11 protein-coding genes are annotated in these 13,520 nt (G+C 71.8%); 6 read left to right on the forward strand and 5 right to left on the reverse strand.

All coding sequences use genetic code 11. The annotated features are described in order from the left end of the window. Positions 1-301: 301 nt before the first annotated feature. From C6N31_RS29320 to C6N31_RS29340, 5 genes are read right to left on the reverse strand one after another with little or no spacing between them, the layout of a single operon-like run. Positions 302-1,612, reverse strand: a complete 1,311-nt coding sequence (locus C6N31_RS29320; protein WP_198358571.1) for a DUF58 domain-containing protein — start codon at positions 1,610-1,612, stop codon at positions 302-304. A 17-nt stretch (positions 1,613-1,629) separates the two neighbouring features. Further along, positions 1,630-2,595 (reverse strand): AAA family ATPase, encoded by a 966-nt coding sequence (locus C6N31_RS29325; protein WP_138358896.1) that lies wholly within the window; start codon positions 2,593-2,595, stop codon positions 1,630-1,632. Continuing rightward, on the reverse strand, positions 2,592-3,854 hold the full coding sequence (locus C6N31_RS29330; protein ID WP_138358894.1) for a DUF4350 domain-containing protein: 1,263 nt from the start codon (positions 3,852-3,854) through the stop codon (positions 2,592-2,594). Before C6N31_RS29330 ends, C6N31_RS29325 begins: the two co-directional genes overlap by 4 nt. Beyond that, entirely contained in the window at positions 3,851-4,492 is a 642-nt protein-coding gene (locus C6N31_RS29335; protein ID WP_198358572.1) for a DUF4129 domain-containing protein, read from the reverse strand. Before C6N31_RS29335 ends, C6N31_RS29330 begins: the two co-directional genes overlap by 4 nt. Before the next feature lie 6 nt (positions 4,493-4,498). Then, entirely contained in the window at positions 4,499-5,761 is a 1,263-nt protein-coding gene (locus tag C6N31_RS29340; protein ID WP_138358890.1) for a DUF7847 domain-containing protein, read from the reverse strand. Between the two features lie 87 nt (positions 5,762-5,848). Between C6N31_RS29340 and mtnA the strand changes: the two genes are divergently transcribed. From mtnA to hpf, 6 genes are all read left to right on the forward strand, one after another. Then, positions 5,849-6,916 carry an S-methyl-5-thioribose-1-phosphate isomerase gene (gene mtnA / locus C6N31_RS29345; RefSeq protein ID WP_164298262.1) on the forward strand — a complete coding sequence of 356 codons (1,068 nt, stop codon included), beginning with the start codon at positions 5,849-5,851 and terminating at the stop codon, positions 6,914-6,916. 243 nt (positions 6,917-7,159) lie between these two features. Further along, a complete protein-coding gene (mtrA, locus tag C6N31_RS29350; RefSeq protein ID WP_138358886.1) occupies positions 7,160-7,837 on the forward strand; it encodes a two-component system response regulator MtrA in 678 nt (225 codons plus the stop codon). A 1-nt stretch (position 7,838) separates the two neighbouring features. Then, complete coding sequence (gene mtrB / locus C6N31_RS29355) at positions 7,839-9,743, forward strand: MtrAB system histidine kinase MtrB (RefSeq protein ID WP_198358573.1); 1,905 nt, start codon at positions 7,839-7,841, stop codon at positions 9,741-9,743. Continuing rightward, the gene (locus C6N31_RS29360; protein WP_232485805.1) at positions 9,743-11,593 is read left to right on the forward strand and encodes an LpqB family beta-propeller domain-containing protein; all 1,851 of its coding nucleotides are present in this window, start codon (positions 9,743-9,745) and stop codon (positions 11,591-11,593) included. The genes mtrB and C6N31_RS29360 overlap by 1 nt, the downstream gene beginning before the upstream one ends. Positions 11,594-11,763: 170 nt before the next feature. Next, positions 11,764-12,477, forward strand: coding sequence for a ComF family protein (locus C6N31_RS29365; RefSeq protein WP_138358882.1), 714 nt, complete (start codon positions 11,764-11,766; stop codon positions 12,475-12,477). A 280-nt stretch (positions 12,478-12,757) separates the two neighbouring features. Beyond that, the gene (hpf, locus tag C6N31_RS29370) at positions 12,758-13,435 is read left to right on the forward strand and encodes a ribosome hibernation-promoting factor, HPF/YfiA family (protein ID WP_138358880.1); all 678 of its coding nucleotides are present in this window, start codon (positions 12,758-12,760) and stop codon (positions 13,433-13,435) included. Positions 13,436-13,520: the final 85 nt, after the last annotated feature.

Consider the following 13,520-nt stretch of genomic DNA (forward strand, 5'->3'; position numbering starts at 1 on the left):
CGCCGATGGTACTGCAGGGGGGACCCTGTGGGAGAGTAGGACGCCGCCGAACAATTTTTGAGAAGAAGCCCCCAGGCTATTGCCTGGGGGCTTCTTTGCGTTCTCGGTGCCGATCCAACGGTGTTGCCGGCAGCAGTATCGAGCCGGGCCCCGGATTCGATCCGGCCGCCTCTGATGACGATCCCCTGTCTCACGCGATCAACACACCACGACGCCTTCTCGAACCGATCGTAGTGTCCCGTACACCCTCAGCCGGCGATGGTGAACCCGTACTCCCCGGCGAACCTCAGCGGTCCCAGCACTAGAGGCGGCCGGCGGCCTTCAGGGCCAGGTACGCGTCCGCCAGAGCGGGGGCGATGTCCGTGGGTGGGGCGTCGACGACGGTGATGCCGTGGCGGGAGAGGCGCTGGCCGGTGCGGCGGCGTTCGGCTCGCGCTTGTTCGGCTGCTGCTGCCGCGTAGACGGCGTCCAGTGTGCCGCGGCCCCGGGCCATTTCCTCGATGCGGGGGTCGGCCACGGACGCGATGAGGACTTCGTGCCGGTGGGTGAGCTGGGGGAGGACGGGAAGCAGGCCCTCCTCCATGGGGGCCGCGTCGAGGCCCGTGAGCAGGACGACGAGGGATCGGCGCGGGGCGCGCTGCAGGATCGCGGCGACCAGGCCCCTGGCGTCGGACTCGACCAGTTCGGGTTCGATCGGCGCCATCGCGTTGACGAGCGCCGGAAGCATGTCGGTGGTGCTGCGGCCCTGGACGGAGGCGCGGATGCGGCGGTCGTAGGCGAGGAGGTCCACGCGGTCGCCGGCCCGGCCGGCGAGGACGGCGAGCAGCAGCGCGGCATCCATGGCGGCGTCGAGCCGGGGAGCGTCGCCGACCCGGCCCGCCGAGGTGCGGCTGGTGTCGAGCACGATGAGGATGTGCCGGTCGCGTTCCGGCCGCCAGGTGCGTACGGCGACGGTCGTGCGGCGGGCACTCGCGCGCCAGTCGATCGAGCGGGTGTCGTCGCCGGGGATGTACTCGCGCAGCGAGTCGAACTCGGTGCCCTGACCGCGGGTCAGAAGTGAGGTGCGGCCGTCGAGTTCGCGGAGCCGTGCCAGCCGGGAGGGCAGGTGCTTGCGGCTGGTGAAGGGCGGCAGTACGCGGACGGTCCACGGGATGCTGTGCGAGCCCTGGCGGGCGGCGAGGCCGAGCGGACCGTGCGAGCGCACGATGACACGTTCGGCTTGGCGGTCGCCGCGGCGGGTCGGGTGCAGCACGGTCGTGACGCGGCGGCGCTCGCCCGGTGGGACCACCAACCGGTGCCGGGACGCGGCCACTTCGGTGCCCGGGTGCCAGCTGCTGGGCGGCCAGGAGTCGCGCAGCAGGGCGCGCAGCGGCCGGCGGCCGGGGTTGGTGACGTTCAGCGTGACGTTCGCGGTTTCACCGAGTCGAACGGATGTATCACCGATTCGAGTGAAATGGAGCTTTCGTACTGGCGCGGCGAGCGCGAGGTCGCACAGAATTCCGAGCAGAAGAACGCCTTCGACAGCGAGGATGCCGCTCCAGCCGGGGAGCAGCACACCGACGGCGAGGGCGCCGAGTGCGGCGAGAAGGGCGGTGCGTCCGGTGAGTGCCATGGGCTGTTCCTGCCGGCCTAGCGGGGCACGGGGACGTGGGCGAGGATCGCGGTGATGACCGAGTCGGCCGTCACGCCCTCCATCTCGGCCTCGGGCCGGAGTTGCACCCGGTGGCGGAGGGTGGGCAGGGCGAGGGCCTTGACGTCGTCGGGAGTGACGTAGTCCCGGCCGGTGAGCCAGGCCCAGGCGCGCGAGGTCGCCAGCAGGGCGGTCGCACCACGCGGTGACACTCCGAGGGTGAAGGAGGGGGATTCTCGGGTGGCCCGGCAGAGGTCGACGATGTAGCCGGTGATCTCGGGGGAGACGGACGTCTTGGCGACGGCGGCGCGGGCGGCTTCGAGGTCGTCGGGGCCCGCGACGGGACGCAGTCCGGCGCCCGCGAGGTCCCGGGGGTTGAAGCCTTCCGCGTGCCGTGTGAGGACGTCTATCTCGGTGGCGCGGGAGGGGAGCGGAAGGATCAGCTTCAGCAGGAATCGGTCGAGTTGGGCTTCGGGGAGGGGATAGGTGCCCTCGTACTCGACCGGGTTCTGGGTGGCTGCGACCAGGAACGGGTCGGGGAGGAGGCGCGGAGTGCCGTCGACCGATACCTGGCGTTCCTCCATCGCTTCGAGGAGGGAGGCCTGGGTCTTGGGCGGGGTGCGGTTGATTTCGTCGGCGATCAGGAGGTTGGTGAAGACCGGGCCGGGCTGGAAGGAGAACTCGGCGGTGCGGGCGTCGTAGACGAGGGAACCGGTGACGTCGCCGGGCATGAGGTCGGGCGTGAACTGGACGCGCTTGGTCTCCAGTTGGAGCGAGGCTGCCAGGGCGCGGACCAGGAGGGTCTTGGCGACTCCGGGGACGCCTTCCAGGAGGACATGGCCGCGGCACAGCAGTGCGACCACCAGGCCGGTCACTGCTGCGTCCTGGCCGACGACGGCCTTGGCGATTTCGGTGCGCAGGGCCTCGAGTGAGGTGCGGGCACTGTCGGCTGTCGGGGCGCTCACGGAGTTGCGTACCTCTCTGTGGAAGTGATCCGGCGCTCGAGGTCGTCGAGGTCGTCGGCCAGACGCAGCAGGGCCGCGTCGTCGGATGGGGGCGGGCCGTAGAGCAGCGCGCCCGGGTCGGGATCCGGGCCGCCGGTGCCGGGGCTGCCGAGGAGGGCGGCGACGGCTGCGACAAGGGCCTCCGGGGCGGGGGCCGGGGAGATGCCGACGATCGGTGCGAGCCGGTCGCGGGTCGCCTGGCGCAGTGCTTCGGCGGCCCTGGCCCGGGCGTTGGCCCGGCGGTAGAGGCGGGCGCGGCCTTCGGTGGTTTCGGAGGCGTGCACGGCCACGGGGAGTCGTTCGGCGATGACGGGGCCGAGCCGCCGGGCTCTCCAGAGGGCGGTGATGACGGCGGCGATCAGCAGCTGGAGGAGACCCCAGCTCCAGCCGTCGGGGATGAGGTCGAAGAAGCTTTTGCGCTCGCCGTCGAGTGCGGAGGTGTCGCTGAGGGAGGGGAGGTACCAGACCAGTTTCGGGTGGGCGCCGAGGAGTTGGAGGGCGAGGGAGGCGTTGCCCTGCTCGTCGAGGCGGTTGTTGGTGAGGAGGCCGGCGGAGCCGAGGACGACGGTGTCGCCGGTTCCGGCGGCAGGCAGCCGGATCAGGGTCGGGTTGCCGCCGCTGAGGTAGCAGCTGTCGGCGCCGGGGACGGAGGTCGCGTACTCGACGCCGCCGAGCTCGACGTCGCCCGCGCGGATGGCGCTGAGCAGCGAGCACTGCGGGGCGAGGGTCCGGGTGGCGGTGGGCGCGAGGGCCTGGACGCCGGGGGCGAGCGCTTCGGCCGCGGAGGGGCCGGGGGAGACGAGAACGGTACGGCCGCCGGACTGTTCGGCGGCGCTGTGGAGGAGGGACTGCTGATGTGGGGTGAGCAGGTCGGGGACGGCCACGAGCAGGGTGGTGTCCGTACCGAGCGCGGCGGTGGCTTCGTTGGTGGTGGTCACGACGGTGGTGGTGACGCCCTGGGCCGCGAGGAGTTGGGCGACGGCGCGGCTGCCCGCGGGGTCGGCGGAGCGGGGGTCCAGTGCTCCATGGCTTTCGCCGGAGCGCAGCGCGGCATAGCCGATGCCGAAGATGAGGACGGCGAGCGCGGCTGCCAGGAGGGCGCGCGAGCGGGTCCACAGCTGGCGGGCGGTGGGGGAGACCGACGTGTCGCCCGTGTTGTCGGCGGGATCTGCGGCAGAGGTGGCCGGCGGGGCGGGTGCCGCGGAGAGGGGAGTGGTCATGGGCGGGCGTCCCCGGCGCCGGCGAACTGGGGTTTGGCGCGTTGCAGCCGGCTGTCGAGGTCGCGCAGGACCGTGTACGTCTGCTCGGTGCCGGTGCGGCCGCCGTAGGTGAGGTCGTCGAAGAGCCGGGCGGCGTCGCCCAGTTCGGTGGCGTGGCCGGGCAGGGCGCGGCCGGCGTCCGCGGCGGCTTCGTCGGCGGTACGGCCGGGACGCGGGTCCAGGACGGTCCGTTCCTCCAGGGCGCGGACGAGGGCGCGCATCCGTTCCTGGGACGCCTCGGTCCATCTGCGGGCGGCGGCGTGCTGCTCGGCGGCCGTGCGGTGTTCCGCGGCGGTGCGGGTGCGGTCGCCGAACAGGCCGGGCCCGCCGGTGGAGAGCTGGCGCACCTTGCCGAGCCGCCAGCGCAGGGCGACCAGCAGCAGGACGACGGTGAGGACGATGGCCAGCAGCCCCACCCCGCCGCCAGGGGTGGCGCCGGAGGCCACGGTCAGGAGGTCACCGACCTTCTCCCAGAGCCAGTCCAGGGCGCGCTGGAACAGGCTCGGGTCGTGCTGGTGGTAGATCCCCTTGGACAGCTCGTGCTCGGCCGCTTCGCGGGCGGCGTCGCGCGGGGTGGTGACCGGTGCGTCCCCCGACACCTGGGGTCAGCTCTCGGGAGTGGTGCGGTCCGGGGTCCGGGTGTCGCCGTAGCCCGGGAGGCCTGCGGCGCGGGCCAGTTCGATGTCGAGGGCCTCGCGGCGGATGCGCTGGTCCATGTAGAGCAGGGCGGTGACGCCCGCGCTGATGGGGAGGGTGATGGCAGTGCCGATGACGCCGCCGATGGCGGTGACGATGAGGAAGGTCCAGCCGAGGTTCGCGTTCTCGGACATGAAGGAGGTCATGCCGTCTCCGCTGACGGCCCCGGCGATGAGGGTGAACGGAGTCTGGATGATCATGGAGACGATGGTGACCAGGACCCAGGCGAGCAGCTGGACGCCGAGGATCCGCCACCAGGCGCCGCGGACCAGTTTCATGGAGCGCTTCATGGACGTGATGACGCCCTGCTTCTCCAGCATGAGGGTGGGAGAGGCGAGGCTCCAGCGGACTGACAGCCAGATCGCGACGACGGAGGCGGCGAGGCCGCCGATCACGGCGAGGGCGATACCGCCGCCGGTGCCGCCCAGGGCGATGATCACGATGCCCGGCACGGTGCCCGCCGCGATGATCAGCAGGGCGATCAGGGGGAGCAGCAGGGTCAGTCCGAGCAGGCGCAGCAGCTGGGGACGGGAGTCCCGCCAGGCCTCGCCGGTGGTGACCGGTCGTCCCAGTACCGCGCGGCTGATGACCATGGTGAGCATCGCGGTTGCGAAGATCATGGCGAGCAGGCTGATCAGGGCCGCGATGCCGGAACCGGCGAGGGCGCCGCCGGCCGAGCGCAGGATCTCGCCGGACGTCGCGTTCGGGTCCTTCTGGACCTGGTTGAAGTCCGAGTTCTCGTTCAGGAACAGGCCCTGGAGGACGACGAGTACGGCCTGGGTGACCAGGGCGACGGCCAGGGAGATGCCCAGCACGACCCGCCAGTGGGCGCGCATGGTGGAGACCGCGCCGTCGAGGATCTCACCGACGCCCAGCGGGCGGAGCGGGATCACCCCGGGCTTGGCCGCCGGGGGCCGGCCCCACGGTGCCGACTGCCAGCCGCCCGGGGCACCGCCCCAGCCGGGGCCGGGCTGCGGGGGCGGCGGAGGCGGGCTGCCCCAGCCGCCGCCGGCCGGCGCGGACCACTGGTCCGGCGGGGGCTGCTGCTTGGACCAGTTCGGAGCCGCGTCCTGCGGAGCGGGGGGTGGGGGCGGCGCCTGGGGACTGTCGCCGCGCTCCGGCTCGTCGGAGTCGGAGGATCCGGGCGATGCCCAGCCCGGAGTGTCGTTCATTGCTGCTGCCCCTTCGCCTGCGTTCAGTGTGCTGGCCATCGTGCCATGGGCTGCCGCCGGTGGGGCCCGGCAGGGCAGACTGGGCGGATGGGTGATCAGTTCTCGATACCGGCGGCCGATGTGATTCCCGCGCTCCGTTGGGAGGAGCCGCCGGAAGGACCGGTGCTGGTGCTCCTCGACCAGACCCGGCTGCCGGCCGAGGAGGTGGAGCTGGTCTGCACCGATGTGCAGGCGCTGGTGCGGGCGATCCGCGATCTCGCGGTGCGGGGTGCGCCGCTGCTGGGGATCGCCGGGGCCTACGGAGTGGCCCTCGCCGCGGCGCGTGGCTATGACGTGGACGAGGCGGCGGACCTGCTCGCGGGTGCCCGGCCGACCGCCGTCAATCTGGCGTACGGGGTGCGCCGGGCGGTGGACGTGTACCGGGCGGCGCTGCCCGGCGGCCTGGACGCGGCAGCGGCGGCGGTGCTCGCCGAGGCCCGTGCGGTGCACGCCGAGGACGCGGCGGCCAGTGCGTCCATGGCCCGCCGCGGTGCCGAACTGCTGGCGGAGCTGGCGCCGGGCGGTGGCTATCGGATCCTGACGCACTGCAACACCGGGGCGCTGGTCTCCGGCGGCGAGGGCACGGCGCTCGCCGTCGTGCTGGCGGTGCACCGGTCCGGTGAGCTGCGCCGGCTGTGGGTCGACGAGACCCGTCCGCTGCTCCAGGGCGCCCGGCTGACGGCGTACGAGGCGGCCCGCACCGGCATGCCGTACACCGTGCTCACCGACAACGCGGCCGGTTCGCTCTTCACCGCGGGCGAGGTCGACGCGGTGCTGATCGGCGCGGACCGCATCGCCGCCGACGGTTCGACGGCGAACAAGATCGGCAGCTATCCGCTGGCGGTGCTCGCCCGCTACCACAACGTCCCGTTCATCGTGGTGGCACCGTGCACGACCGTGGACCTGGCGACTCCGGACGGGGCCGCGATCGAGGTGGAGCAGCGTCCGGGCCATGAGGTGACGGATCTGGGGTCTCCGCTCGGTGCCCAGGCGTACAACCCCGCGTTCGATGTCACGCCGCCGGAGCTGATCACGGCCATCGTCACGGAGCGCGGTGTGGTTTCACCCGTCACGGCGGACGCACTCAGGGTGATGTGCGGTCCCGGGGCGGAGTGACGGCCGGATCCGTGGGCCGCTTGCGCTGCGTAACCTGTCCCTGGGCTCTGGCGCACGGTTGCACGGTCAGTGGCGAGATCCTGCACTGGCGTCTGTGCGCAGTACCGGAGTGACCTATACGCCATTTTTCAACGGGGCGCGATACCGCAGGCCGACCGCTGACCTGCGCAGACACGCCCGCGGACGAGGTGACTATTAACACGCTGGTCGATCAAACGGTTACGACAATGGGATGATGATGCAATGAAGGGTCGAGTCCTGGTCGTCGATGACGACACCGCACTGTCCGAGATGCTCGGCATCGTGCTGCGTGGTGAAGGTTTTGAGCCGTCGTTCGTAGCAGACGGTGACAAGGCTCTTGCCGCTTTCCGGGAGACCAAGCCTGATCTGGTTCTCCTCGACCTCATGCTCCCGGGTCGGGACGGCATCGATGTATGCCGGCTGATCCGTGCGGAGTCCGGGGTACCTATCGTCATGCTCACCGCGAAGAGCGACACCGTCGACATCGTGGTGGGCCTGGAGTCCGGCGCCGACGACTACGTCGTCAAGCCGTTCAAGCCGAAGGAGCTGGTCGCACGCGTCCGGGCCCGGTTGCGGCGGGCGGAGGAGCCGACACCCGAGCAGCTCGCGATCGGTGACCTCGTCATCGATGTGGCCGGGCACTCCGTCAAGCGGGAGGGCCAGCCGATCGCGCTGACCCCGCTGGAGTTCGACCTGCTGGTCGCGCTCGCCCGCAAGCCCTGGCAGGTGTTCACCCGCGAGGTGCTGCTGGAGCAGGTGTGGGGATACCGGCACGCGGCCGACACCCGGCTGGTCAATGTGCACGTCCAGCGGCTGCGCTCCAAGGTCGAGCAGGACCCCGAGCGTCCCGAGATCGTGGTGACCGTCCGCGGCGTCGGCTACAAGGCCGGTCCGGGCTGACATGTCGGCGTCGTACGAGCGTGAGCGCTTGGAGAGCCGGCATGCGGACCCGCTGAGCGGTCTGCTGCCGGTGCTGCGCTCGTGCGTGCGCTGGGCACGCCGTCCGTTGCTGCCCGCTGTCCGGCTGTGGCGGCGCAATATCCAGCTGCGCGTGGTGGCGGTGACGCTGCTGATGTCGCTGGGTGTCGTGCTGCTGCTGGGTGTGGTCGTCATCGGGCAGGTGAAGAACGGTCTGCTCGACGCGAAGGAACAGGCGTCGCGGGGCCAGGCGAGCGGTGGTTTCTCCGTGGCGCAGGCGCAGGCCGACAAGGAGAAGGAGCGGGACGCCGTTCCGGTCGCGGGGGGTGCGACCACCCGCGGAATGATCGACTCCGGCACCTGGCTGACCAACCTGGTCGGCCAGCTCGCCAGTGGCGGCAAGGGCGTCTACTCGGTCGTCGCGCTCAGCCCCGGGACCGGTGACGGCGCCGATGCCCGCGGCCCGCGCACCTCGGGCCTGCTGCTGCCGGACGACAGCATTCCGCAGGACCTGCGGGACAGCGTCGAGACGCGTTCCGGGTCGCACGAGACCTACGCGACGATCATGCGGGAGAACGATTCCAAGCCGCAGAACGCCCTGGTCATCGGCAAGCGGCTCAGCGATGTGAACGGCAAGCCGTACCAGCTCTACTACGTCTTCCCGTTCGATCAGGAAGAGACCACCCTCGGTCTGGTCAAGCGCACCCTGGCGACCGCGGGGATCTTCGTCGTGGTGCTGCTCGGGGCCATCGCCTGGCTGGTCACCCGCCAGGTCGTGACCCCGGTCAGGATGGCCGCCGGGATCTCCGAGCGGCTCGCCGCCGGCCGGCTCCAGGAGCGGATGAAGGTCTCGGGCGAGGACGACATCGCGCGGCTCGGCGAGTCCTTCAACAAGATGGCGCAGACCCTGCAGATCAAGATCCAGCAGCTGGAGGAGTTGTCCCGGCTGCAGCGCCGCTTCGTCTCGGACGTCTCGCACGAGCTGCGCACCCCGCTCACCACCGTCCGGATGGCCGCGGACGTCATCCATGACGCCCGTGAGGACTTCGACCCGGTCACCGCGCGCTCCGCGGAACTGCTCGGCAGCCAGCTCGACCGGTTCGAGGGGCTGCTGTCCGACCTGCTGGAGATCAGCCGGTTCGACGCGGGCGCCGCGGACCTGTCCGCCGAACCGATCGACCTGCGCGACGTGGTGCGGCGCGTGGTGGACGCCGCCGAGCCGCTGTCCGAACGCAAGGGCAGCCGGGTGATCATCAGGGGCGACGAGCAGCCGGTGATAGCGGAGGCCGACCCGCGCCGGGTCGAGCGCGTCCTGCGCAACCTCGTGGTCAACGCCGTGGAGCACGGTGAGGGCCGCGATGTGGTGGTCCGGCTGGCGACGGCCGACGGGGCGGTCGCGGTCGCGGTGCGGGACTACGGCGTGGGACTCAAGCCCGGTGAGGCGACCCGGGTGTTCAACCGGTTCTGGCGCGCCGATCCGGCGCGGGCCCGTACCACCGGCGGAACGGGCCTCGGCCTGTCGATCGCGGTGGAGGACGCCCGGCTGCACGGCGGGTGGCTGCAGGCATGGGGCGAGCCCGGCGGCGGCTCGCAGTTCCGCATGACGCTGCCGCGTACCGCGGGCGAGAGCCTGCGCGGCTCACCGATCGCGCTGGAGCCCGAGGACTCCCGGCGCAATCGCGGCCTGAACGCTTCCGGCGCGCCGCCGCGGCCGGACGCGCCGCCGATGCCACGCACCTCCCCGCTGTCGCCCGCGCTGCCGCCGATGCCGTCGGCACCGGCGCGGCCGCCGTCCGCGAACCCCGCGGCGCTGCCCGGGAACGGGTCGCGGGTGGTGGGGCACGAGCCGGGTGTCCCGGGAGACTCTGCACGGGAGGACGAACGCTGATGCGGGCGATGGGGGAGCGGCGGACCGGGTGGGGCGGTCGGCAGGACCGGCTGTGGCTGCCGGTGGTCTGCGCGGTGCTGCTCGCGGGATGCGCGTCGATGCCGGGCAGCGGCGAGGTGCACAAGGTCGCGGGGGAGCAGAGCGCCGATTCGGACCAGCAGGTGCAGGTGCTCGGGATCAAGCCGCAGCCCGGCGAGTACCCCGACCAGATCGTGCGCGGGTTCCTGGAGGCGACCACCAGTGACGAGGCCGAGTACGCGACGGCCAAGGAGTACCTGACGACGTCGATGGCCCAGCACTGGGACCCGTTCGCGAAGATCACGGTCCTGTCGGGCGGCCCGTCGCCGGTCGAGGAGCAGGCCGGGACCGCGCGCAAGGAGGGCCTCCACACGTTCGGGCTGAGCGGTACGCAGGTCGCGGCGGTGGACGAGAAGCACGCCTACACCTCGGGTGACGGCACGACGTTCCACACCTCCTTCCAGCTGGTGAAGGAGAAGAACGAGTGGCGGATCGACTCGGTCGACAACGGGCTGGTGCTCACCGAGTCGGACTTCCAGCGGATCTACCACTCCGTCAACATGTACTACTTCGCCAACCTCGGGACACCCAGTGCGGGGGCGCCGACGCTGGTGGCCGACCCGGTGTATCTGCGGCGGCGGATAAATTCGCTGGAGTCGGCGGTCTCGGCGATGCTCGGCGGCCCGACCGACTGGCTCGGTCCCGTGGTGCGCTCCGCGGCGCCCAAGGGCGTGGCGCTCTACAACAAGGACGCGGACCACGGCGTCTCCCTCGATGACTCGCAGCATCTGCGGGTGCGGCTGAACTCGATGGCGGACCGCCTGGACGCGGCGCAGTGCCAGCGGCTGGCGGCGCAACTGCTGCCCACGGCGCAGAGCCAGTCGGCGACGAAGATCACCTCGGTGGAGGTGCAGCGCGCGAACGGCGATTCGGCGTGCACCCTGTCGGACGAACGGGCCAAGCCGTATCTGCCGGAGACGCTGAGCGGGGTCTCGCCCCGGCAGTTCTTCATCGACGACCACCAGCAGCTCGTCGCGCTGCCCGACGACAGCAGTTCGCTGGCGGAGACCGTGCCGGGCGTGCTCGGCGGCGCCACCGCGAAGCTCGTGTCGGCCGCGGTGCAGCGGGACGAGCAGTTCGCGGCCGGGGTCAGGACCGGCGGCCGCGAGCTGATCGTCGCGAGTATCGCCAAGAGCTCCGCCGACCCCGGACGGGTGGTGTTCACCAGCGCCGCGCACGCCGCGAACGACGGTCTGAGCGCGCCCAGCTGGGACGGGTACGGCAACCTGTGGGTGGCCGACCGCGACGGCCCGCGGTCCCGGCTGCTGATGCTGCGCGGCGGTACGGGCGAGCCCTACGAGGTGCCGGTGCCGGATCTCGGCGACGGGCGGATCCAGTCGCTGCGCGTCGCACCGGACGGGACGCGGATCGCGATGCTGGTGAAGAAGGGCGGCCGGACGACGCTGAAGCTCGGCCGGATCGAGCGGGGCGGGACGGCGGAGGTGCCCGTGATCACGGTGACGGCGCTGAAGGGCGTGACTCCGCAGCTGGAGGACGTCACCGCCGCGTCCTGGGCGGGCGGCAGCCGCCTGCTGGTGGTCGGGACCGAATCGGGTGGCCTGCAGCAGATCCAGTACATCAACACGGACGGCTCACTGCCGTCCACGCCCGCCCTGCCGGGCATCAGCGACGCGGCCTCGGTGGCGGCGTCGGAGGACCAGACGAAGCCGCTGCTGGCGGCGTACAAGGGCGGTATCTACCGGCTGTTGGCGCAGGACGCGAACTGGAAGCAGATCGCGGCGAAGGGCATCGGGCCGGTCTACCCGGGCTGACGTCCGGCACGACACCCCTGGTGAGGGCCTTGTCCGGAGCCCGGTGAGGGCTCCGGGCCCTGCCGGGCATCCGGTGCGGGCTCCGCCACGGTTCTCCCGCGCGGGGTGGGTTATCCACAGGCCGGGCGGGGGTCTGGTGAAGGGATCCCGCAGCGGGCAGAGTGGTGGCCATGCGGGCGTGGTGGCGGGAGTTCACCGGACTGGTCCTGCCGGTCGACTGCGCGGGATGTGGCCGGCCGCGCACGGCACTGTGCGGTGCGTGCGGAGAGCTGCTGGGCTCGACGGACGGGGCGGCCGTGCGGCGGGTGCGGCCGGATCCGGCGCCGGGCGGGCTGCCGGTGGTCCATGCCGCGGCGACCTACGCGGACGAGGTGCGGGCGGTGGTGCTCGCGCACAAGGAACGCGGCGCTCTGGGGCTGGCACGGCCGCTGGGCGCGGCATTGGCCGGGGCGGTGCTCAAGGTGGGCGCAGTGGGGCCGTTGCTGCTGGTGCCGGTGCCCTCCGCGCGGCGGACGGTCGCGGCCCGGGGGCACGACGCGACCCGGCGGATCGCACGGTGCGCGGCCGGGGAACTGCGCCGGTCGGGGCAGCGCGCGCGGGTGGCCGCCGTGCTGCGCCAGCGGCGGGCGGTCGCAGACCAGGCGCGGCTGAGCGGGCGCGAGCGGCTGGAGAACCTGTCGGGTGCCGTGGTGGCCGCAAGCGGTGGCCACAGGCTGCTGGAGGTGGCTCCTGTGGTGCTGGTGGACGACCTGATGACCACCGGGGCGTCGCTGGCCGCGGCGGCGCGGGCGGTGGAGGCGGCGGGCGGCCGGATCGCCGGTGCGGCGGTCGTCGCGGGGCCGGTGGGAACGGAACTTTGGCCTGAAAGACATCGTTGCAGCTAGTACAGCCGGGCGTTCACCCGAACGGAGGTATACCGATGCTGGGGATGCCGACCTCCGCTCCTCAGGACTATGTTCGGTTGTGAGGCAAGGTGAACATCATGGGGTGTTGATCTTGCTGGTGGGGGAGAAGGAGGTGAAAGCGGCCGCTTCGGTGGCTCCGGGGAATTCCGGGGCAGGAGAAGCAGCAGCTGACGCAGCGCCGGACGGGACAGGTGCCCGGCCGGCCTAAGCGAATGGGATGCGCTCCGCGTGTTCGGAGCGATCCGGAACGGAGTTCTGAGTGGACATCGTCATCAAGGGCCGCAAGACCGACGTGCCTGATCGGTTCCGTAAGCACGTGACCGAGAAGCTGGACAAGATCCAGAAGCTCGATGGCAAGGTGATCAGCCTTGACGTCGAGGTGTCCAAAGAGCTCAACCCCCGCCAGTCGGACCGTTCCGACCGGGTGGAGATCACACTGAACACCCGCGGCCCCGTGGTGCGAGCCGAGGCCTCTGCGGCCGATCCGTATGCCGCGCTCGACCTCGCGGTGGCCAAGTTGGAGGCGCGGCTGCGCAAGGCGGCCGACAAGCGCCGGGTGCATCACGGCGGAGGGCGTACGCCCCTCAGCGTCGCCCAGGCCACAGCCTCGCTGACCGGCGAGCTGAACGGCTCGGCGCCCGCACCGGCCGTGGAGAACGCAGTACCGACGACCCGGATCGGGCCGCTCGAGGTACAGGGGGACGGCCCGTTGGTGGTGCGCGAGAAGACGCACGCCGCGGCGCCGATGGCGCTCGATCAGGCTCTCTACGAGATGGAGCTGGTCGGGCACGACTTTTATCTGTTCATCGACTCCGACACGGGCTCACCGAGTGTCGTCTACCGGCGGCACGGCTACGACTACGGAGTCATTCACCTGAAGGCGGACCCGTCCGCCGAGGAGGCGCCCGCAGGCGCGGGCGGCGCGCTACGCCGCTGATTCGCAGCTGAAACGCACCATGGATGGCATCGCCCCCGGGGCCTTTCCCGGGGGCGACGCCGCGCCCCGGACAGGCCCCAATCAT

Origin of the sequence: Streptomyces fildesensis (assembly GCF_016107395.1) — a bacterium.
In the GTDB taxonomy this organism is placed as follows: domain Bacteria; phylum Actinomycetota; class Actinomycetes; order Streptomycetales; family Streptomycetaceae; genus Actinacidiphila; species Actinacidiphila fildesensis.

What these genes read in the sequence shown, in the direction of transcription:
- C6N31_RS29320 (WP_198358571.1), bottom strand. Translation starts at nt 1,612, where the DNA reads ATGGCACTCACCGGACGCACCGCCCTTCTCGCCGCACTCGGCGCCCTC.
- C6N31_RS29330 (WP_138358894.1), bottom strand. Translation starts at nt 3,854, where the DNA reads ATGACCACTCCCCTCTCCGCGGCACCCGCCCCGCCGGCCACCTCTGCC.
- C6N31_RS29340 (WP_138358890.1), bottom strand. Translation starts at nt 5,761, where the DNA reads ATGAACGACACTCCGGGCTGGGCATCGCCCGGATCCTCCGACTCCGAC.
- mtnA (WP_164298262.1), top strand. Translation starts at nt 5,849, where the DNA reads ATGGGTGATCAGTTCTCGATACCGGCGGCCGATGTGATTCCCGCGCTC.
- mtrA (WP_138358886.1), top strand. Translation starts at nt 7,160, where the DNA reads ATGAAGGGTCGAGTCCTGGTCGTCGATGACGACACCGCACTGTCCGAG.
- mtrB (WP_198358573.1), top strand. Translation starts at nt 7,839, where the DNA reads ATGTCGGCGTCGTACGAGCGTGAGCGCTTGGAGAGCCGGCATGCGGAC.
- C6N31_RS29360 (WP_232485805.1), top strand. Translation starts at nt 9,743, where the DNA reads ATGCGGGCGATGGGGGAGCGGCGGACCGGGTGGGGCGGTCGGCAGGAC.
- C6N31_RS29365 (WP_138358882.1), top strand. Translation starts at nt 11,764, where the DNA reads ATGCGGGCGTGGTGGCGGGAGTTCACCGGACTGGTCCTGCCGGTCGAC.